We start from the raw sequence: 18,751 nt of genomic DNA on the forward strand, positions 1-18,751 counted from the left end.
ATGACTATTTGCAGGTATTATTTACCGAAACCCTATTGATAAAAACCGATCGTGAGACCTCAGTTGAAGATCGGTTTTGGAAGAGAAAGCTATGCCTTGGATCCAACTAAAACTAAACACCACCGGTAACCAAGCCGAATCTCTTGGTGATGCCCTAATAGAAAGTGGCGCGGTCTCTGTGACCTTCCAGGATACCCACGATAATCCGGTGTTTGAGCCGCTGCCGGGGGAAACCCGCCTGTGGGGCGATACCGACGTGATTGGCCTGTATGATGCAGAAACCGATATGGCGGAAGTGGTCGCTATGCTGGAATATAACCCGCAACTCGGTCAAGGTTTCATCCATAAGATTGAGCAGTTGGAAGATAAAGATTGGGAACGTGAATGGATGGATAATTTCCACCCAATGCGTTTTGGTGAGCGCCTGTGGATCTGTCCGAGCTGGCGTGATGTTCCCGACCCAACAGCCGTGAACGTGATGCTCGACCCCGGTTTGGCGTTTGGTACCGGCACTCACCCGACAACCGCATTGTGTTTGCAATGGCTCGATAGCCTCAATCTACAGGATAAAACCGTTATCGATTTCGGTTGCGGCTCCGGCATCCTGGCGATTGCAGCTCTAAAACTCGGTGCTAAGCGCGCTATTGGCATTGATATTGATCCGCAAGCCATTCAGGCCAGTCGTGATAACGCACAGCGTAACGGCGTTTCAGAGCGTTTGGAGCTGTATCTTGCCAAAGATCAGCCAGCCGATTTATCCGCTGACGTGGTGGTCGCCAATATCCTGGCTGGCCCATTACGGGAACTCGCGCCGTTGATTAGTGTTTTACCGGTTGCGGGTGGCCATCTTGGCTTGTCCGGTGTGCTGGCAACGCAGGCAGCGGGTGTTGCACAGGCTTATGAGGATAAATTCACTCTCGACCCGGTGGCTGAGAAAGAAGAGTGGTGCCGCATCACGGGTATCAAGAAGTAATATCGACCCCGCCAATAATGACTATCCATGTTATAGGCGTTGCAACACTCGCTGTTGTAACGCCAAATTCGCAGAGTCGCACTAGCATTTCCTGGCAGTAGCTAGCAATCCATCAAGCACTGTTTTTAACTGAAATGAGATGTCTGACTCATTTATATCTGCTCTTTATCATTGATTTGATGAATAAATCAGCATTTTCAACCTCCACCATGTTGCATAACTAGTCGAAAATTATGTTGTTTAGTAGAAAATACTAAAGCGCACAAATTAATCATATTAACTTAACCTGATGTTATATATGAGAAAATAATTAATTACCCAAGATTAGTCTGTAATTTATCGCGTTTTTTTCATCAATTGGTCAAAGTTTGGCCTTTCATCTGAGCGCAAAAATGCGTAATATACGCGCCCTTACGGACACAGTGTGGTCATTCTTTGTCTATGCGTATTGGACACATCCAGCTTACAAATTGCCTGATTGCCGCCCCGATGGCGGGTATCACAGATCGCCCATTCAGAGCGCTATGTCATGGTATGGGGGCTGGGATGGCTGTATCTGAAATGCTCTCCTCTAATCCAGAGGTATGGCGGACGGATAAGTCGCGTTTGCGCATGGTTCATAGTGATGAGCCGGGGATTCGTGCCGTGCAGATTGCCGGTAATGACCCGGATGAGATGGCAGCAGCCGCCCAAATCAATGTGGCGAATGGTGCACAAATCATCGACATCAATATGGGATGTCCGGCCAAGAAAGTGAATCGCAAACTGGCAGGATCAGCATTATTGCAGCATCCTGAATTGGTCAAACAGATCCTCTCCGCAGTCGTTAACGCGGTAGATGTACCAGTGACGTTGAAGATCCGGACGGGTTGGTCGCCAGAACACCGTAACTGTATAGAAATTGCCCAATTGGCCGAAAACTGTGGTATACAAGCCCTGACGATTCATGGCCGAACCCGTTCTTGTTTGTTTAATGGTGAGGCGGAATACGACAGCATTCGGGCAGTTAAGCAGATTGTTTCCATTCCCGTTATCGCGAATGGCGACATCACTGACCCGCATAAAGCCAGAGCGGTACTCGACTACACTGGGGCTGATGCCCTGATGATAGGACGTGCCGCTCAGGGAAGACCTTGGATCTTCCGGGAAATCCAGCATTACCTGGACACTGGGGAGCTGCTGTCACCGATGCCACTTGGCGAAGTGCAGCGCTTGTTAAACGGGCATATACGGGAATTGCACGACTTTTATGGTCCAGGCAAGGGATTTCGTATCGCACGTAAGCACGTCTCCTGGTATCTCCAGGAGCACGCCCCTAACGACCAGTTTCGGCGCACATTCAACGCCATTGAGGATGCCAGCGAACAGCTGGAGGCGTTGGAGGCATATTTCGAAAATCTTGCGTAAACAGAAAAAAGAGCTGACAGAACTATGTTCGAACAACGCGTAAATTCTGACGTACTGACCGTTGCAACCGTAAACTCACAAGATCAGGTGACTCAAAAGCCTTTGCGTGACTCGGTAAAACAAGCACTGAAGAACTATTTTGCTCAACTGAATGGTCAGGATGTGAGTGACCTGTATGAGTTGGTACTGGCTGAAGTTGAACAGCCATTGTTGGACATGGTGATGCAATACACCCGTGGCAACCAAACCCGTGCTGCCCTGATGATGGGCATTAACCGTGGCACGCTGCGTAAGAAATTGAAAAAATACGGCATGAACTGATACTAGTCAGTTAACTTGTTGTTTAAAAAGGCGTTACCCTTGATTGGTTAGCGCCTTTTTTATTGCTTGTTATATATATTGTTATACATAAAATCTCGCAAAAACCAGTAAACATACGAACAATAAGTAAGAAAAAAGACCGCCTGAGCGATCTTCTTATTGGCTAATGTGACTGGCTGTAACCTGATACCCATTCCAGTATGCAGACCTGCCACTAACGGTAATCTTCTGGCCCAACGGGCAAAGCATTAACTCCAGCGCCAACATATCAAAGGCAATAACCCGCAACGGGTAATCACTGCGTTTATCGCTTGATGCAAGAATTGTTGCTACAGCCATCACCTTCCCTGTGCTGCTCTCTACCCGCCTAGGGGCTTTGGTTATATGCCCCATAACGGTCACTGTAGGTTTAGCGCTCACATCTGGTCTTCGGCGTGGATGCCTGCGGATATTAACGCGCCACCTATCCGGCGCTTACCGTAACCCAGCGGTACTGGATTACCCTGAGCAATGGAGTTAACCGGCCCACCAAATGCGTAAGATGGTTTATTTTCCGGCGATTCACGCATTGCCAGCCCACCCTGTTGTGGTGATAGCATCTGCACTACACCGCCCAACACCATAGAAGCACCGGCCATCATCATGCCATTAGCAACACCCGCCGACATTAAAGCCGCTGTTGGGTTCCACAATGTTGCTGCAATAAGAATCGCTCCCAAGATAGTTTGAAACAGTCCGGCCTTTTTACTACCAATAATGATCGGAGCAATTCTTATTTCTTCATTGCCAATATTAAATTCCAGCTCGTCCTGAGAGATATTTCGCTTACCTTTAAAGACCGCAAAAGTAAGCCCCTTGTCCTTCGCATCATTAAGAAACCGCTCAAAGCCCGGTAATAACACACAACAGGCTTTAATCGCTTCCTGTGTCGTATTGGCCGCAAAACGGAAAACACCGTCTTTATTTTCGGTGAACTGTTTCAGTGGGCCGTAAAGCCGGATTGTTTTTACCTGTTCGTTATTTAATGAGTTCATACTGTTTTCTCCTGTTAGATACCGTCAAAGGCTTTAAGCCGCTGTTGTTGCTCTTCACTCAAGGTGTACGCAAAATCTTCATGCTCAATCTGGTAAGTGCCAAAGCTCATCAGGAAGGCAATAGCCGGGTCTATCTTGTTGGCGGCTTTCTTCTTGTTCGGCTTGATATTGGCGTTGGCGTCGGTTTCCATCACAACGTTGCTCATCGCCCAAGCCAAGACTGGATCGCCGTTGTGCTGTATCACCTTGCGGTTAACGAATACCTCGGCAGACTTGGCTACCGGGCTAAATTTCATATAGGTCTGCGGGAACGGCTCGACATCCAGACCGGCACCCTGTAACTGTGTTCTAAGATGGGTAGCGTTCCACGTATCAAACCCTACCAACTTGATGCTGAACCGCTGACTGTCTGCCAACACATCATCACGGATGCGGTCGTAATCGATACAATCGCCCGGCGTGGTGCGTATCCAGCCACTTTTAACCCATTGCCGATATATGGCCCGGTTCTTATTGGCGGCATTATTCAACTGGGCTTCGGGGATATAGTGGCGGGTCAGCAGCAATACACGATTCTCAACCGGGAACGAGTAGCACACACTGGTAATATCGCTGGTTGATGACAGGTCTAACCCGGCGTAACACTCCAGCCCGACTAAATCATCCTCGCTGTAATCGGCTATACAGGCGTCCCATGCACCGGAACCCATCCACGGCGTCTCACCCTGACACCAGATATTAAAGCGCTTGGTCAGCATCTCAACCCATTGCGAGGGAATGCCCCGCGCCTTATTGATGGTGTCAGTCAGTGCCGTAACATCAACAGAAACACCCAGATTAGGGTTAGCCTTAATCCATTGTTCGGGCTGCTCAACTTCGCTTTCGTCGTCCAGTTCGTAGATCAGGGCAAACAACGATTCGTTTTGCTCTTCACCGGCCAATATCTGGCAACAATAATCATAATGTTGCTTACAGGCTGAAACCACGTTGCTACCCGCCGTGGTGATGGCAAAGAGTATCCCTTCTGGCCGGGCACCCATTCCCAACTCAAGCGCCGAATAAACGGCGTTATCCGGATGAAGATGGTACTCATCCACCACCGCCAGACTGGGGTTCGTCCCTTCAATGGTCGAGGCTTTAGAGGCCAGAGGCTTTAACAGGCTGTTAGTCTTGGCATAAATCAGTTTGTGCTGCTGAATAGTGAGACGCTTTCGTAAGGGCTTTGAGATAAGGCTCATCTGACGGGCATCATCAAATACGATACGGGCCTGATCACGACTCACGGCGGCGGTATAGATATCTTGCTGGCCCGGCTCCATCACCAGAAACCAGTTAGCCAGAATAGCCGCTACCGTTGACTTGGCATTCTTGCGAGGTACCTGAATGTAAGCACTACGATACTTCCTGCGGCCTGTAGCTGCCACCTTGAACCCCAACAAACAGGCAAAGGCAAACTGTTGCCACGGCTCCAGCACGATAGGCTGACCCCGTAGAGGGCCTTTTACGTGAGGGCAGAGGTGAGAGAAGGCAATAAAGCGCTCTACAGTGGCCCCATCGAACGTATAAAGTGGGTTATTCAGGTCATTAAAGTACCGCTCAACGGCCTGTTTTAGCCGCATACAGGCCGGGATTTTGCCGCTTTGTACCTCCAGCGCGTACCGGTTATAGGCTGTCAAGGGCGTCTGCCTCATCAACTTCCACCGGATTACGGCGGCGAGATACTGGATCAAAGCCCATCAACGAGGACATTTTTATCATAATCTTCTCAGCGTCAGACTTGGCTTTCAACGCAGGGTTCGTGGTGGTCGCACCGCGAGAACCTTCAACCGAAAACCCCCGCGCCGCGAGGTCTGCCACGGCTCGACGGTACATTGAGTAGTTGAGGCAATACAATTCAAGGTTACGCCAATCAGCATCAATCAGATCGCCGCGCTCCATCAACTGCCTTGCCCTTGCCTTCCACTCTGCGGTAGCAATCTCATCTAAATAAGTGGGGGCTTTGGGTGGTCTAGCCATAAATTACTGTTTCCTGTGCCTTTACTGCTACGAAAAAAAGTGCCGCGCGTAAAAATTTGAGGAGGCGGGTGGTGCCAGCGGTCTTGGGCTTTGTCCTCAAACCTCCCCCACCCCTTGCCCTGCGCCTCGTCACCGGTTTCGGAACGCATCCATTAGCTCACGGTCACGCTTCGTCATACGCTTGCCTGTGGCTTGCTTAGACGCCTTGCTATGGCTCTGTATAAAACCATCGCGACTACGCTGTAACTCGTTGATTAATCGCTGCATCTCTTCTTCACGCATTTTTGTTGTACTCATGTATCCAATCATTGCGGTGCTTGGCGGCCTCCTCTTGCTCATGGAACTTACCCGCTTTGCGCTGCTGCTTTGTCACAGGGTCTTGCGTAGTGGTCTTACGACTGTGGCAACTGACACACAAACCTTGATGATTACTCTCCGGCCAGAACAGAACATCTTCACCACCATCAATCGGGATAATGTGATCGACTATCTTGGCGGGGGTATAGATGCCTTGCTTCTCACAGCGGACACAAAGCGGGTGAGCCTTGAGATACATCAGGCGGTACTTATCCCATCTGGGCGTATAGCCACGTTCACGACGAGAACCACGTTGCGAATCCTGTTGCACTCTGGCTTCCCGCTTATGTTCAGCACAACGGCCAGCTTTCACACGTGCGCGACATCCGGGATAGCTACAACGTTTCAATGGATGGACTGGCATCAGTACACCCCCGGATCGCGATAAGTACTCCACAATGCAGAAATGGTCAGTGGCACCTCTTTAGCCTCAACCTCACTGACCATCGTCCGGCCGTCATACAATTGAGATACATACATCAGGCACCCCACACGAATAGCAGGATTGAACTCCAGACCGGCATCAAACCGTTTACCGATATGCTGCTGACAGACCTCCATCGCGGCATCGATATAAATCTGAATAAGTGAATCTTCATAATCACCATCAACACGACAATGTAGCTTTGCCTCATCCAGCGTTATCATTGGCTCACACCTCCCTTACACAGCAGCTCTAACCGGGTGGCTTTCTCATCGGGTATCACTGCGGTAATGTCATAATTCATGGGCTTGCCACCCCTGACGGTAAAGCGAATGCGGTTCGCAGAACTCACGTCAGCCCGGTAACGCATCCAGATCCGAATAGTGATTTCTGACATTTCCGCACCAGAGGCTATCAACTCACGGCCACTGATTGCTTTCACTTCGGCCCAGACTGTGGCGACATCGTTCCATTGCTTTAATGGCTGACCGGACGGTAGCTGAGTCGTGGTAAACGTCTGTATCGTCACTTTGTGTCGTAAGCCGCCAGCTCTCATAGGTCGTCCTTAGCATCGTCGGATTTCACCTGTACAGTCTGTTTCCATGCCTGACTGAATTCCTCACCACCGGCATACGCTGGCATCCCCTCACGCTCACGCGCTTCATTCGGAGACATCACGCCTGATTTAATGGCGGTTTCGTAACTGCGGAAACGTTCTTGAGGATTGGCCCGTAGCAAGTCGGCAGTGTCAAACTCCACCTGATAGCGAACCTGAACCGGGTGACTGGCCACCAGAAGAGAGGCTTTAACCTGTTGCTCAAAATTTGTTAGCCAGGGGCGCAAGGTCTGAGACAGAAAAGCGCGACTCGCCTCGCTGAAATTGCTGTAGGTGCTGTTGGAATACTCTTGCAGGAATATCGGGCTGATATTGAATATCCGGGCAATGTCTTCAATGGTGAAGCGACGAGAGGCCAACCACTCAGCATCCTGATTGCTCATGCCTAACTGCTCGTACTTCATGCCGCCTTCGATAATCGGCGTTTTACCGGCATTGCGTGCGCCTTTGTAACGCTCCAGTGCTTCCAGTGCCTTAGCGCCTTTTGGCCCGTCTAACCAGTCACCGGTTGTCAATACGCCGGAAGCCATCAGGCCGTTATTCATCACCGACGAGCCATGACGTTGTTGAGCCAGTCCAAGTCCAACAGTTTCACGACAGACAGTGATCGGAGAACGCCCAAGGAAACCATCTTCAGTAGCATGTCGCAGGTGTAAGATTTCTTCCTGAAGGTACGTTTTTACCGTTCCGTCCGGGTGTGTAATGGTGTAGGCGAATCGGTGATTGCTCAGGCGCTTGGGTACCACGGCACGAGGTGGGTAAGAATGCAGTGATTGCGGCTTGCCATCCTTACCCCATTCGATAACCGCATAAGCGTTACCATTCAGCAGACAATGACGCATCATCGTGCGCTTGAACTGGTAAGGGGTCTGGCAATCATTCGGGTATTCATTCAGCAGGTAATCAACCGGATGCTCCGATAACCATTCTCTTTTATCATTCTGAACTCTGTACAGGTAACACGGCATCGAGGCCACCGCTTCGCTGATAACGGTCACAGCATTCATAACCGCCGGCAGAGATTCAGCAGTAGCAGCAGACACATGTTCACCGGCCCCCGTATTGGGGATGCCAGCCAGCGCCATAAACTCATCAATGGTCATTGAACGGCTTTCGGTCTTGCGTTTGAACGGCCACATATCACAACCCCGCCAGATAAGCCCAATGGGAACGCAGAGACAGATCCACCAGCTCCGGGTGTTGGGCTAACAGTGAACGCTTGGCTATCTGAACATCCGTTTCACGGTAGGCCGGTAAGCTGGTCACGGTGATTTCCCGTAGTTCAGCCGCCAACACAGTACGGATATAAGGCTGTTTGGTACTGTCCCACTGGTCTTTTAATGCCCTAAACCCGAATGACATGCCGGAAATGTCACCACGTTCAACCATGGTCAGCACATCACGGCCTAACTGGGTATCGGGTGGGGTCAATTCAAAACGCAGACCGGTAGCATCCTCACTCAATACGAGGGTGTTTGACTGGGTGCGGCCTAACAGCGCGGTATAGTCATGCTCAAACAAAGCGCGAACATCGGTACCAGCTGCAAGGCTGGCTTTAAAGGCATTTGGGGCAAACTGCTCTACAAACTCATCCCACAGCACCTCTGAGCGGCTATTCCATTTCACGGCATAACCCACTAACTTTTTATCGCTGGTGGATAAGCTGGCGGTGCGGATCTCAAAATCGGTATCTTTCATTGGTAAACTCCCTGATAAGAAAGGGGCCGTAGCCCCTGTTGCTTACTCTGCGATTTCGAGAACTTTAATCGCGTTGGAGTCCACCAGCCCACCCCCCAGATACTTATCAGTGTGAACCTTGTAGAAGCCCGGTTCGGTGATATTGTCAGGACGGGTGCGGGTGCCTGTTTCATGATCGACGATGAAATAGCCGCGCTTGAAGTCACCTATAGCAATTACTGGTTTACCCGGTTCAGCATCGGGCATGTTTTCCAGATAGCGCACTGGATGGCCCAGCAACATATCCGGATCGCCAGCTTGCAGACGGTCACGCCAGATATAATCCCCATTGCCGTTTTTAATCTTTTGCAGCATGGCGGCACTGTTAGAGTTCATCACCCAAACAGCATTTTTGCGGTAGCGGCGGCGGAGTTTGAAGACCAGATCAATCAGTTCGTCAGCGGTAGGGTCATCACCGGCAGCAACCATTTTTTCCAGCGTTCCGAATGGGCGAGTACGGTCACCGGTTGCAGCACGAGGGTATGACAGGAAGCCTTTAGCCTTTTTAGTACCGTCACCGTTAACAAGGTCGGTTTCTTCGGTTTCAATAAAGGTGTCGCTGATCTCTTCGGTCAACCAGCCCAAGATATCTACGTCACTAAAGTCGAGGATTTCCTGCGTGGTTTTCGGGTAAGCATAGATAGGGTTCAGCTTGATACTGACCTCTTCCAGCTTAGGCGTCGCGGTTTCGGTACGGGCTGCACCTTCTACACCTCGACCTACCGCCGCGCCGCCCACGGACACAAGTTTTTTATACTCGTTGGATTTGGTGGTTTTGACGGTGCAAATTTGGCGCATTTCTGACTCATCAGCCAACATGCGCATAATTTCACTGTCAAGCTCAGGGATAACAGAATAGCCGCCGCTCTCATTCACGGTAGTGGATAACATGCGGGTTTCGCCGGTCATGATGTAATGGCGTAACTCGTCGTTGGTCACTTTCTTACCATCGTCTACAGGCTTGGCTTTGCCGCCCTGAGTGCGTTCTTCATCAGCAAGGGATTCATAACGGGTGATATCAGTAACCAGAGCATCTGCCTGAGCACGGATTTCATCAAACTGGGTGGCTTCTTCGGGGGTAAGGCTGCGTTTTTCATCTTCGGCCTTGGTCAGCAGTGAGCGCATTTGCGTGGCTAACTCGGCTTTCTTCTGGCGTAACTCTAACAATTTTTTCATAGTGGCTTCCGTAAGTGTGAATACAGACGGGAAACCAACTTAAAAGGTAAAGCCGTTTAACAGAATTCCAGTGCGGAAAGGTGGGCGCTAAACGGCTAAAGTGACGGCTCCCGTCGGAGTGTCACTGACCAATATATGACTGAAAATAATAAAGAAAACCCCTCAGATATCGAGGGGTAAACACGGATAAGCATGAGAACAAAACATTTACAAAACTATTTATTTAAACATACCGCTTATCATGCTCCGACATCTCTTCTCTCTGTTTCTGCAAATAAGCGATCAGCAAGTCAAGTTGCTCTTGGCTAGCGGCAAAACGCCGCCCTGTAAAATCATCAACCAGAAAACCATGCCCCTCGACAAATAAAAAATGCTCATGCTCCAGATGATATTTATATTCATCAAGAGACATTGTCTCAAGATTTCCCATGTTTCGATCATCAAGATATTCTGCTATCTCACTCATATTTCACTCTCCGATTACTATATTAATTAGTTGGCTTGAATTTAAGCCAGCCAGAAAGAAGCATCAATACTGACGGGTTAACTTTCGGACAGCTATTTAACAGTTGATTATGGATTTTGTCAGTTCCTACCCCCCCCTACTAAAAGTTTTGGCTGTTTTATGTCTACTGTATCTACCAATCATGCCAAACCCAGTAATGACGTGGCCTACAGCTTGGTAGAGAACACAAAAACACTACCTACTGGCTATCTACTACTATCTACCTGTCTACCAAAAGTCACTCAGTGGAGTTAGTGCATAATTTGGTAGATAAGGTAGATAATAGGTAGACAATAAAAAATCACTATCTACCAAGCTGTAACCCTTGTCCTGTCTGGCTTTGAAGTCATTTGGTAGATAGAGTAGATAGTAATAGATAAAACTTTATATGTAGGGACTTAATCCGGCGTATCCAGCCCCCACACATGAGGAAGGAAGCCGTTCACTTTTTCCGTTAACCCCACATTGGTTTGTTTGCGCCCGTTGATTTCCCGTGTTTTGTACTCCTTGCCGTATTCATTCGCCGCATTTTTCATCGCCTTACCGAATGACGTTACAGCCAGCGGCTTACCTAACCCCTGAAACTCAAGAAATTCTTTGTAAAGGTGATACAGGTATTTTTTAGGCTCGGATTCAATGCTTTTTCCACCCCCCATGAGCAACCCTCGAGCTTCACTCATGAAATACAGTGCCGCGCATAAATCAATAACTGGATCTGTGCCTCGCTTTACCTCTAATGCCTCATCAGAATTACGCTGCTCCAGTAGAAGCAATTTAGCTTTATCTTGGCTGGCAAACTCAGTTAACAGGTGACGGATAATGACAGGTAATTCCACGCTAATTTTCTCACTCAAAAGTGGATCTTTCTCATCATCACTGACAGGGTTATTGAAAGAGAAAATAACCCTGCGCCGGGCTATCCCTCCCTGACGTTCAGTAAAGTTCATAGGTTCGTTATTCGTTGCAAGTACTACCGACTGTAAAATAATACTAAATTGCTTCTCATACTTGCCGTCAATCTCAAGCAAGTCACCGCCGGTAATAGCCTTAATTCCCGTTCCCTCGCCCACGTATTTAGACTGGTCAGGAAGCAAGATTAGGCTTTTCCCGACAAACTGCGCTCGGCCTCTGGCGCTATCCAGCGCCGCCATATTGCCACTGGCGGTGTTATGTTCCCCGGTCAATAATGTAGCAATATGAGTAAATACGCTTTTTCCGCTACCTCCCTCACCGGTTATCTCAAGAAATAGCTGCCAGTCATAACGGTTCGCCAGCACCATGAATAACCCAGCCTTAATGCGTTCCATCTTCCCGGCGTCACGACCCGCCGCATGAGATAGCCATTTGTAGAAATTACTCGCGTGTACCTCAAGACATTCATTTGCCGCCAGTGGTTGGGTGAACGTGATGCCATTATGATTAAGTAGCCAATCCTCCGGCTTATGTGCTCTGAATGCGTTTTCTCGCAGGTCATACACGCCATTCTTGAAACCAATTAAGTAGCGCGGCTGAGTTGTCATAACTGGCACTTGCAGCTTCATGGCTTCAATCGCGTTTTTAATTCCGGTAGGAGAATAAGGTGTTTCATTCTCATTGAAGATAGCGACCATTTCGCGCTGTAGCTCGCTGTCAGGGACTTTTTCCCACCGCTCACCGTTATAACGATAAACCGTCTCACTTTCTGGGTTGACGGTGATCTGCCCATAACGTTCTGCTAGTAGCTCTCCCCGCTGACTTGCTGCCATCTGAGACAACGCCGGGCGAGAGTTTTTATCATTGTGTATAGCGGTAACGGTAGCTTTCATTTTCGCCCCCTTTGGTTGATACAGTGATTCAGTAAAAGCGCGCGTAGTGGCCTCTGTGCCGTTTTGTTGGCGGTAGTCGTCCCAGTCGGCTTTATGGTGAGTCGGTGGCGTGGCTACCCAGCCAGAAACGGAAATGGCGGCTTTTTCAGCGGAGATAACACCAATATTCAGTTTGAGTTTACCTTTTTCGTCACATTCTCCCGATTCGTGCCAGTCGTTATCTGCGGCAATGATGATTTTTGCCAGTGGCCACCGTTCACGGCAGACCTTCGCGACGTGAATTAGGTTGCCTTCGTCCAGTGCGGCCAGTACCACCCCATCATCCAGTAACGAAACGGTAACGCCGGTTGCGTAACCCTCGGCGATCAGCACCGTTACAGGCTGTTCGTCCTCTGTTGGTGATTGGAGCCTTACCGGAATAAATGAACCTTTTTTTGTGGTACCCGCTAATAACCGTTTTGAACCGTCAGGGTTAATCACCTGTGCGCCGATGGTGGTGCCGTCCATTGCTTGCAGTATCAGCAACAGAGAGCCGTCACTGAGTAAGGCATTGGAGGGGCTTGGAAGGCCCTTATTGTGTAGGTACTGAGATTCACCCGATACTGTTTTAGCCACCAGCACCGCCACCTTGTCAGCTATAGCGATGTTGGGTTGAGGCTTCTCTCTGGCTGGCTTCGGCTCTGGCAAGGGCAGCGCCATTACACCCGCGACCATTTCCGCCGCTGAACGAGCGTCACACTGGTTAACCTTCATTACTAAATCCAAGCCGGTACCCGCGCCACAGTGTGAGCAATAGTAGGTTCCGCGCCCCTCCCGATCATCAAATCGATAGCGGGTTTTACCGCCACAGCTTGGACACTCACCCTCGCCGCGATTGGTCGGAATATCCAGACGTTGGAAAATAGCTTCCCAGTGGCCTTTAGCTTTGCTGCGAACGTCCTCAACGAATGTCATTTTTGTACAGCCTCCCGTTCGAGCAAATGAACCGCCACAGGCCCGGCGAGATCCAGTGCTAACCCGATTAACTCTTTTTCGTCAGTAATATCTAAATCAACATTGGATTCGAACATCAGCAGCAAGAGAGCGTTTAATTGACCAGCTTTATGAGTAGCAACATCCAGAGGTACGGATTCGTTGGTTTTCATAGCTACGCTCTCCCGGTAAAAGTGAATTCAGCAACGAAACGCGCCTGAGGCATGATGCAAGGTGCCGGATATCCATCACGGCTAAAGGTGACCCGGTTAAACGCCACGGACTGTACAGTGACGAGTAAGCCGTGATTGTCTTTATAGCGGTCATTAGGCAGCGGTTCGCGCATAGTTCACCCCCTCGATATTATTTGCGGCTTTTGCTGCACGTTGCTGTGCAAATCCAAGAAGTTCATAGCCGATGTCTTCACCTTCTGGATCACATATCAGCATTTGAGCAACTTCCAGCAGGCGAGAGAGGTTAAAGAGCACATCGGCTACTTCGCAGGGGGCTAACTTATCCATGAGTGGCCTCCATTGCGGCGCTGAGGGAACGGTTAACTTCACTATTGATGTCACAAGCTAGGGATATCAGGTCGAGTAGTTGCTTCGAACATTCATCACTCGCCTTCTCCAAAATGGTTTCATAAAGCGAACAGGCTAAACCGGTGCGATAGAGCGCTAAATCTAATGGGATAGGCTTACGCATGGTTCACCTCCGGCAGACGTCCAGCGAAGGAAAGCACGAACTGACCGGCCAAAGAGCGGCGGGCATCTTGTTCAGAATGGGCGGTTGCTGATTCACGGTGCGGCTTGGCGTTCAGGTCAGAACGGTGCACGGCGAGAAAGAGAAATTTAAAGCGAGTTGGGGTATGATTTAACATAGCTACCTCGATATCTAATCTATCGTTGGTGGTAAGAGGCCCTGCCGGTGTTGCAAGCACTCGCGGGGCTTCGCTGTTTTTACTGTGCTTGAATTGGTAAATAACACGCATCCCAAACACTCGATTCACAATAAACATAAGTGAATCGCAATACAAGTCTTTTGTGGTATTCGTTTTTATGACATACTGAATACCACCTAAAAGAAGAGGACGCAGAATGTCAACCAGTTCAACTAACAACAAGTCACAACAACTTAATGCTCGTTTCCCACATGAGGTCGTAAATGATATGGAAGCGTCACTGAAAGCTGGCGAGACAAAGGCACAGTTCATCGTCACTGCGGTTCGCGGGGAAATAGCCAGACGCCAGACAGAGGGTGCTACAGAGAACCCCTTGCTTTCGTCGCTCGATGCGCTGGAGCAGGTAGAAGCGATTGGCATTACGGCCAGTGAGGAAATTAACCGGCTGGTCAGCGTGGCGCGTGAGGAACTACAGCGGCGCAAAGCCAAGGAAGCACCAACGGGCTGACCTACGAAAATTTCGCAGGTACGGATATGCTGATCTGCAAGATGTTGATTTTCCTCATGACTCAGATTTGAGTAATCATTTAGCATGTGTGGGTTTTGCGAATAGTTTCTAACTAGCTGCAAATCCTGCCGCGCTGCAAGATGTTGATTTAACTCATGATGGAAAAAACCATAACCCCAAAGGGCGGTATTCTCAGTACCTCCCTTTTCTTTGCCTGTAACCTGCTGATTTTCGTTGTTACATCCGTTTCGAATGACTACCGAACCTAAGCAATGTTTATGTTCAGCCGAACCCGAATACTGTTCGTCTTTGTTTACTCGACTCCCTGCGCGGCAGGTTTGTGCAAGAATCAATGAGTTAGCTAATTCCATTTCAGCACAATTAAGTTTAATCAACAGGTTACGCCGTACCGGTAAACTCGGTGAAATGCGGTGTTTAGTATGCGACTCGCTCAAAGATAGTCGGTTCGGGATGCCAGCCAAGGGAAAGGCTTTATTCTGGCTGGCTGCTGGAGTTGTGAGCATCATGCCACCACCTCCACACGCAGACCTTTAGCTGTGTAGCCCTGAACCTGCTTACCATTCACACGAACCCGCTTTTTAGTCAGTAAACGGATGTGGTCGCCATACACATGAAGTAATATCCCATCTAAAGCGACCTCGTTATAACCATATCGAGGCTTGTGTGACACCTGCACAAATGGGCCGCAAGCCTTGCTATTAGCGGGAACTGGTGCGACAACCCCCTTATCTTTTCCGGTTACTCGATACAACCAGAAACGCCCGTCTTTCCCTGTCAGCTTTCGCGTACGAACCGGCACATAACCAGCTTTGTGCATGGCTACACTGAACGCTGAATCATCCGGGTAATACTGGCGACGAATAATAGCAGGCACTGAAATGGCGAAACTTTGCTTAGTCCAATACTCTGTCCACTGACTAACAAACTCGATAGGCAAGCCATTAACGTTAATACCGCTGAGTACTATTTTAGGCTGAGTTTGGGTACTGCCAGCCAAGGCAGTTATTTTCTTAGATACCATTTTATTGCTCCAATAAGTTCATTATTTAGAGCCGCCGCGACAGCATTTCAGATACTGCTATTTACTTTGTGCAATTGCTCGCAAGTTAATTTCTTTTCGCTGATCAGGCGATCTTGCGTGAATTTGCATTGACATTCTGTTAGGCCAATTTGCGACCACATGGAGTATTAACGTTATTTACAGCCGGGGGATTGCGAACCCAGCAAAGTAAGTCACTGAGCAACCATGCACATGAGTTGCGGCCAAGAGGCTTACGGGCAGGGAAGCGGCCTTCATTCTCAAGAAGCCATGCAGTTGAGCGGGAAATAGAAGTAATGCGCTGACGTTCCTTTTCACGCACAAGGCGATCATAAGGTTCGGCATATTCGGCTAGAACAACTCGGCGCTGTTCTGGGGTAGGGTTGAAGTGATTAATAGTCATGCTGCTCTCTACTGTTCGGGGGTGATAGAGAGCATTCTGATTAAATCAATACTGCGATTCTGGTAAGTAGAATAAATTTATTTTAACTTACGTAAGCTGAATTTAGTTCCCAGACCATTTCTTCGGGTCAAACACCTTGCTCAATAACCGCTCAATACCATCAATTTCTAGTGGCGGCTTACCCGTATCGGGCCAAAAACTAATAGCAGAAATATCTATTTGTTTAGCCCAATCAACATAAGTTTTACATTTCTCAGGGTATTCTTTTTGTATGTACATAGCAGCCATAAGTATTTGTTCTCTTTTGGCGGCAAAGCGCTCTACATTTCCATGATTTGGCTTATCGTTACATTTATCTTGCGCTAAAACACTATGCGTTTTTCCACTGATTAAGCGTTCCAATTCAACGTTAGTAATATATAAATTATTTATTGACACAGGATAGTTAAGACCTGAAATACCAGTAGGTGTATATTTTATTCCATCCCCACCGGATCTAGAGGTAATATCATATACTGAGAAATCATTTGCTCTTGGTAGCTTCAGTGTTTTTTCATAAAAAATACCACCGTCGATTAAGGCTTTCTCAGAAAAAGAAAACAATTCACTAGATACAGCAAACATCCCTTTTATTTCAACAGGGATATGAATTAAATCCTTTGGCTCTCCGATATATATTATTTGCTCTTCAAAAACAGTAATATCTGTTTCGTAAGCAACCTCAAGATACGACAACTCTGGATGCCCCGTATAATCAGTCTCGGTTAATGCTTTCCTGGCTTTTTCATAGTCATAGCGCGAAAATATTCTAATATCATCGGTGGCAATGGAGTCAGGATCAAAATATCTTTGCCAATTTATTTTTACGCATAGCTCAACCTCACCGATAGCTGCAAAATGAATCAAGTCCTCAACATCACAAGCGATGCCAATTTCTCTTTCCACTCTATTTAGCGGGAAATACTTCTTCTCAGGAAGGCTGATAACTTTTTTCGTTGACATTCTCGTCACCCTTAACGCCCCTATATTAAAGTTTAGCGAGACAGGCGGGTAGGGTTTCCCGCTTTTCGGTTGGCCGACCTAGCCCCGCTATTTACAGTTTACGCCGTTTTGTTTGGTGATAGCAAAACCACGTTTTCATGATTACCGGCCATCACATCCAGCCGTTCTATCCACTTGTTCAGTGCGTCCAGCTTCTCAGGCAAATACTGACTGCGGTTGTACACTGCCATAACGCCGGGCAGAGCGTGACCAAGTAGTAGCTCCACGATATGCGGAGGTATACCCATATCATTCATACCTGTTGATAGCGTTCTGCGTAAATCGTGGAGTGTCCATAATTCACTATGCCCCAATCTTTTCCAAATACCACGCCCAGTTTGGCTAACAGCGGATGAATCTTTTTCTTCACCTAATAAATAACCGCTCTTTTTATTCTGCTCTTTAAGGCTTTCTAGCCATCCATATATTGCATCTGGTATTGGTCTTATTATTTTATCTCCCGTCTTACTGTGTTCTTTCGGGACAATCCATAATTTGGAATCAAAATCCCATTCATTCCAAGTAGAAAGACGAACTTCATGAGTACGAGCACCAAATACCACCAGCAATCGAACTAAATTTCGATAATATGGCAACATGTTATTTTCTTCGGTAGCAAGCCATACATCACGTAATTCTTTATCAGAAAGCACTCTTGAGCGTTTACTCTGCCTTTTCCCGACATCAGGTATAGATAACCAATCAAGGGCGTCACAGATTGCGTAGCGCCTCACTCGGCAATATTTCAATGCTTGTTTACACATCTGCAATACATAACCGGCTGCAACTGGTGAGTTTTTTTTCATGCGGTCAAAGCATTGCAACCAATATCTAGTTTCACAATCTGACAGCGCCATATGGCCTATGTAGGGGTAAATATGCTTATTAAGCTGGGCTTTATGTCTCTCCACATTCGCCCTATGTTCTGTAGCATATTCAATAACCCAATAATCCAGAGCCTCTTTTACCGTTACCGGCTTTAAAGACTCAGTAAGAGTAAGGTTTAACTGATGCTTAGGATCTTTCCCTGATGCCAGCCAAGAACGACATTTATCCCGTAATTCTCTGGCTTGTTTCAAAGTCACATCAGGATATCGACCAAGGGTAACCCTATGCAATTTAGCGCCACCGCCAGTGATTCGATAAGTGTATGTCCAGCTAATCCCACCAGTAGTGGAAACCCGGATGCTCAATCCTGCCCCATCAGCAAAAAACTCATATTTCGCCCTGGTAGTTCCAAGCAGATTTTTAAGTTTTTTATCTGTTAGCTTGTTCAGTTCACCGGCCATGACAACCCCATTTCTGTTATACAAATTGTTATACACTATTTGTCGCAAGAACCCAAAAGCAGTGAATAACATAAAAACAGAAAGCAACGTAACCAATTGAACTTAAATATAAAAAATGCATTAACACGAATGAATAAAAAAGCACAAAAACCATATATGCCATTCTACGGCATGAACTGATACTAGTCAGTTAAGTTGTTGTTTAA

General features: G+C 48.0%; 25 protein-coding genes. 4 read left to right on the plus strand and 21 right to left on the minus strand.

The genetic code is table 11. From position 1 onward, the window contains the following. Positions 1–91: 91 nt before the first annotated feature. From prmA to fis, 3 genes are all read left to right on the plus strand, one after another. On the plus strand, positions 92–973 hold the full coding sequence (gene prmA / locus DXZ79_RS18200; protein ID WP_038638602.1) for a 50S ribosomal protein L11 methyltransferase: 882 nt from the start codon (positions 92–94) through the stop codon (positions 971–973). Positions 974–1,414: 441 nt separating this feature from the next. Beyond that, positions 1,415–2,380 carry a tRNA dihydrouridine synthase DusB gene (gene dusB, locus DXZ79_RS18205; protein ID WP_038638599.1) on the plus strand — a complete coding sequence of 322 codons (966 nt, stop codon included), beginning with the start codon at positions 1,415–1,417 and terminating at the stop codon, positions 2,378–2,380. 24 nt (positions 2,381–2,404) lie between these two features. Continuing rightward, complete coding sequence (gene fis, locus DXZ79_RS18210) at positions 2,405–2,701, plus strand: DNA-binding transcriptional regulator Fis (RefSeq protein ID WP_002210061.1); 297 nt, start codon at positions 2,405–2,407, stop codon at positions 2,699–2,701. Between the two features lie 156 nt (positions 2,702–2,857). Here the strand turns inward: fis and DXZ79_RS18215 are convergent, their stop codons facing one another. The 17 genes from DXZ79_RS18215 to DXZ79_RS21215 form a co-directional block, all read right to left on the minus strand. Then, on the minus strand, positions 2,858–3,040 hold the full coding sequence (locus DXZ79_RS18215; protein WP_230677004.1) for a hypothetical protein: 183 nt from the start codon (positions 3,038–3,040) through the stop codon (positions 2,858–2,860). A gap of 77 nt (positions 3,041–3,117) precedes the next feature. Further along, the gene (locus DXZ79_RS18220) at positions 3,118–3,735 is read right to left on the minus strand and encodes a tail assembly protein (RefSeq protein ID WP_050078207.1); all 618 of its coding nucleotides are present in this window, start codon (positions 3,733–3,735) and stop codon (positions 3,118–3,120) included. 14 nt (positions 3,736–3,749) lie between these two features. Continuing rightward, entirely contained in the window at positions 3,750–5,411 is a 1,662-nt protein-coding gene (locus tag DXZ79_RS18225; RefSeq protein WP_050078206.1) for a terminase large subunit, read from the minus strand. Next, complete coding sequence (locus DXZ79_RS18230; RefSeq protein ID WP_120011524.1) at positions 5,398–5,751, minus strand: phage terminase small subunit P27 family; 354 nt, start codon at positions 5,749–5,751, stop codon at positions 5,398–5,400. Before DXZ79_RS18230 ends, DXZ79_RS18225 begins: the two co-directional genes overlap by 14 nt. A gap of 274 nt (positions 5,752–6,025) precedes the next feature. Continuing rightward, complete coding sequence (locus DXZ79_RS18240; RefSeq protein ID WP_046694466.1) at positions 6,026–6,472, minus strand: HNH endonuclease; 447 nt, start codon at positions 6,470–6,472, stop codon at positions 6,026–6,028. Next, complete coding sequence (locus DXZ79_RS18245; protein WP_046694465.1) at positions 6,472–6,756, minus strand: head-tail connector protein; 285 nt, start codon at positions 6,754–6,756, stop codon at positions 6,472–6,474. The genes DXZ79_RS18240 and DXZ79_RS18245 overlap by 1 nt, the downstream gene beginning before the upstream one ends. Continuing rightward, complete coding sequence (locus DXZ79_RS18250; RefSeq protein ID WP_025376816.1) at positions 6,753–7,088, minus strand: phage head closure protein; 336 nt, start codon at positions 7,086–7,088, stop codon at positions 6,753–6,755. The genes DXZ79_RS18245 and DXZ79_RS18250 overlap by 4 nt, the downstream gene beginning before the upstream one ends. Continuing rightward, complete coding sequence (locus DXZ79_RS18255; protein WP_050078270.1) at positions 7,085–8,287, minus strand: phage portal protein; 1,203 nt, start codon at positions 8,285–8,287, stop codon at positions 7,085–7,087. The genes DXZ79_RS18250 and DXZ79_RS18255 overlap by 4 nt, the downstream gene beginning before the upstream one ends. Before the next feature lies 1 nt (position 8,288). Further along, positions 8,289–8,846: an HK97 family phage prohead protease gene (locus tag DXZ79_RS18260; protein ID WP_046694463.1), complete on the minus strand. Its 558-nt coding sequence runs from the start codon at positions 8,844–8,846 to the stop codon at positions 8,289–8,291. A 42-nt stretch (positions 8,847–8,888) separates the two neighbouring features. Next, a complete protein-coding gene (locus DXZ79_RS18265; RefSeq protein WP_120011526.1) occupies positions 8,889–10,061 on the minus strand; it encodes a phage major capsid protein in 1,173 nt (390 codons plus the stop codon). A gap of 223 nt (positions 10,062–10,284) precedes the next feature. Then, positions 10,285–10,527 (minus strand): hypothetical protein, encoded by a 243-nt coding sequence (locus tag DXZ79_RS18270; protein WP_046694461.1) that lies wholly within the window; start codon positions 10,525–10,527, stop codon positions 10,285–10,287. A 437-nt stretch (positions 10,528–10,964) separates the two neighbouring features. Further along, complete coding sequence (locus DXZ79_RS18275) at positions 10,965–13,325, minus strand: primase-helicase zinc-binding domain-containing protein (protein ID WP_120011527.1); 2,361 nt, start codon at positions 13,323–13,325, stop codon at positions 10,965–10,967. Then, on the minus strand, positions 13,322–13,516 hold the full coding sequence (locus DXZ79_RS18280) for a hypothetical protein (RefSeq protein ID WP_120011528.1): 195 nt from the start codon (positions 13,514–13,516) through the stop codon (positions 13,322–13,324). The genes DXZ79_RS18275 and DXZ79_RS18280 overlap by 4 nt, the downstream gene beginning before the upstream one ends. 2 nt (positions 13,517–13,518) lie before the next feature. Next, complete coding sequence (locus DXZ79_RS18285; protein ID WP_038830240.1) at positions 13,519–13,689, minus strand: DUF4222 domain-containing protein; 171 nt, start codon at positions 13,687–13,689, stop codon at positions 13,519–13,521. After that, the gene (locus tag DXZ79_RS18290) at positions 13,670–13,864 is read right to left on the minus strand and encodes a hypothetical protein (protein WP_120011529.1); all 195 of its coding nucleotides are present in this window, start codon (positions 13,862–13,864) and stop codon (positions 13,670–13,672) included. Before DXZ79_RS18290 ends, DXZ79_RS18285 begins: the two co-directional genes overlap by 20 nt. Next, on the minus strand, positions 13,857–14,048 hold the full coding sequence (locus DXZ79_RS18295) for a hypothetical protein (RefSeq protein WP_038830238.1): 192 nt from the start codon (positions 14,046–14,048) through the stop codon (positions 13,857–13,859). The genes DXZ79_RS18290 and DXZ79_RS18295 overlap by 8 nt, the downstream gene beginning before the upstream one ends. Further along, on the minus strand, positions 14,041–14,556 hold the full coding sequence (locus DXZ79_RS21215) for a host cell division inhibitor Icd-like protein (protein ID WP_342353622.1): 516 nt from the start codon (positions 14,554–14,556) through the stop codon (positions 14,041–14,043). The genes DXZ79_RS18295 and DXZ79_RS21215 overlap by 8 nt, the downstream gene beginning before the upstream one ends. Between DXZ79_RS21215 and DXZ79_RS21055 the strand changes: the two genes are divergently transcribed. Beyond that, entirely contained in the window at positions 14,441–14,752 is a 312-nt protein-coding gene (locus DXZ79_RS21055; protein WP_244942298.1) for a YlcI/YnfO family protein, read from the plus strand. The two genes, DXZ79_RS21215 and DXZ79_RS21055, sit on opposite strands and share 116 nt — an antisense overlap. 523 nt (positions 14,753–15,275) lie before the next feature. On the opposite strand, the gene DXZ79_RS18305 is transcribed toward DXZ79_RS21055, so the two are convergent. From DXZ79_RS18305 to DXZ79_RS18320, 4 genes are all read right to left on the minus strand, one after another. Beyond that, positions 15,276–15,794, minus strand: a complete 519-nt coding sequence (locus DXZ79_RS18305; RefSeq protein ID WP_050078199.1) for a hypothetical protein — start codon at positions 15,792–15,794, stop codon at positions 15,276–15,278. Positions 15,795–15,933: 139 nt separating this feature from the next. Next, positions 15,934–16,215: a helix-turn-helix transcriptional regulator gene (locus DXZ79_RS18310; protein WP_046694454.1), complete on the minus strand. Its 282-nt coding sequence runs from the start codon at positions 16,213–16,215 to the stop codon at positions 15,934–15,936. A gap of 102 nt (positions 16,216–16,317) precedes the next feature. Further along, positions 16,318–17,217 (minus strand): hypothetical protein, encoded by a 900-nt coding sequence (locus tag DXZ79_RS18315; protein ID WP_046694453.1) that lies wholly within the window; start codon positions 17,215–17,217, stop codon positions 16,318–16,320. A 98-nt stretch (positions 17,218–17,315) separates the two neighbouring features. Then, entirely contained in the window at positions 17,316–18,545 is a 1,230-nt protein-coding gene (locus DXZ79_RS18320) for a tyrosine-type recombinase/integrase (protein WP_046694452.1), read from the minus strand. Positions 18,546–18,751 lie beyond the last annotated feature (206 nt).

The organism is Yersinia rochesterensis, assembly GCF_003600645.1.
GTDB classification, from domain to species: domain Bacteria; phylum Pseudomonadota; class Gammaproteobacteria; order Enterobacterales; family Enterobacteriaceae; genus Yersinia; species Yersinia rochesterensis.

What these genes read in the sequence shown, in the direction of transcription:
- DXZ79_RS18250 (WP_025376816.1), bottom strand. Translation starts at nt 7,088, where the DNA reads ATGAGAGCTGGCGGCTTACGACACAAAGTGACGATACAGACGTTTACC.
- DXZ79_RS18240 (WP_046694466.1), bottom strand. Translation starts at nt 6,472, where the DNA reads ATGCCAGTCCATCCATTGAAACGTTGTAGCTATCCCGGATGTCGCGCA.
- dusB (WP_038638599.1), top strand. Translation starts at nt 1,415, where the DNA reads ATGCGTATTGGACACATCCAGCTTACAAATTGCCTGATTGCCGCCCCG.
- DXZ79_RS18310 (WP_046694454.1), bottom strand. Translation starts at nt 16,215, where the DNA reads ATGACTATTAATCACTTCAACCCTACCCCAGAACAGCGCCGAGTTGTT.
- fis (WP_002210061.1), top strand. Translation starts at nt 2,405, where the DNA reads ATGTTCGAACAACGCGTAAATTCTGACGTACTGACCGTTGCAACCGTA.
- DXZ79_RS18245 (WP_046694465.1), bottom strand. Translation starts at nt 6,756, where the DNA reads ATGATAACGCTGGATGAGGCAAAGCTACATTGTCGTGTTGATGGTGAT.
- DXZ79_RS18315 (WP_046694453.1), bottom strand. Translation starts at nt 17,217, where the DNA reads ATGTCAACGAAAAAAGTTATCAGCCTTCCTGAGAAGAAGTATTTCCCG.
- DXZ79_RS18220 (WP_050078207.1), bottom strand. Translation starts at nt 3,735, where the DNA reads ATGAACTCATTAAATAACGAACAGGTAAAAACAATCCGGCTTTACGGC.
- DXZ79_RS18305 (WP_050078199.1), bottom strand. Translation starts at nt 15,794, where the DNA reads ATGGTATCTAAGAAAATAACTGCCTTGGCTGGCAGTACCCAAACTCAG.
- DXZ79_RS18260 (WP_046694463.1), bottom strand. Translation starts at nt 8,846, where the DNA reads ATGAAAGATACCGATTTTGAGATCCGCACCGCCAGCTTATCCACCAGC.
- DXZ79_RS18265 (WP_120011526.1), bottom strand. Translation starts at nt 10,061, where the DNA reads ATGAAAAAATTGTTAGAGTTACGCCAGAAGAAAGCCGAGTTAGCCACG.
- DXZ79_RS21055 (WP_244942298.1), top strand. Translation starts at nt 14,441, where the DNA reads ATGTCAACCAGTTCAACTAACAACAAGTCACAACAACTTAATGCTCGT.
- DXZ79_RS18215 (WP_230677004.1), bottom strand. Translation starts at nt 3,040, where the DNA reads ATGGCTGTAGCAACAATTCTTGCATCAAGCGATAAACGCAGTGATTAC.
- DXZ79_RS18270 (WP_046694461.1), bottom strand. Translation starts at nt 10,527, where the DNA reads ATGAGTGAGATAGCAGAATATCTTGATGATCGAAACATGGGAAATCTT.
- DXZ79_RS18285 (WP_038830240.1), bottom strand. Translation starts at nt 13,689, where the DNA reads ATGCGCGAACCGCTGCCTAATGACCGCTATAAAGACAATCACGGCTTA.
- DXZ79_RS18320 (WP_046694452.1), bottom strand. Translation starts at nt 18,545, where the DNA reads ATGGCCGGTGAACTGAACAAGCTAACAGATAAAAAACTTAAAAATCTG.
- DXZ79_RS21215 (WP_342353622.1), bottom strand. Translation starts at nt 14,556, where the DNA reads ATGAACTGTGCCTTTGTCTCGCCAGCTTTCAGTGACGCTTCCATATCA.
- prmA (WP_038638602.1), top strand. Translation starts at nt 92, where the DNA reads ATGCCTTGGATCCAACTAAAACTAAACACCACCGGTAACCAAGCCGAA.
- DXZ79_RS18255 (WP_050078270.1), bottom strand. Translation starts at nt 8,287, where the DNA reads ATGTGGCCGTTCAAACGCAAGACCGAAAGCCGTTCAATGACCATTGAT.
- DXZ79_RS18290 (WP_120011529.1), bottom strand. Translation starts at nt 13,864, where the DNA reads ATGGATAAGTTAGCCCCCTGCGAAGTAGCCGATGTGCTCTTTAACCTC.
- DXZ79_RS18275 (WP_120011527.1), bottom strand. Translation starts at nt 13,325, where the DNA reads ATGACATTCGTTGAGGACGTTCGCAGCAAAGCTAAAGGCCACTGGGAA.
- DXZ79_RS18280 (WP_120011528.1), bottom strand. Translation starts at nt 13,516, where the DNA reads ATGAAAACCAACGAATCCGTACCTCTGGATGTTGCTACTCATAAAGCT.
- DXZ79_RS18295 (WP_038830238.1), bottom strand. Translation starts at nt 14,048, where the DNA reads ATGCGTAAGCCTATCCCATTAGATTTAGCGCTCTATCGCACCGGTTTA.
- DXZ79_RS18230 (WP_120011524.1), bottom strand. Translation starts at nt 5,751, where the DNA reads ATGGCTAGACCACCCAAAGCCCCCACTTATTTAGATGAGATTGCTACC.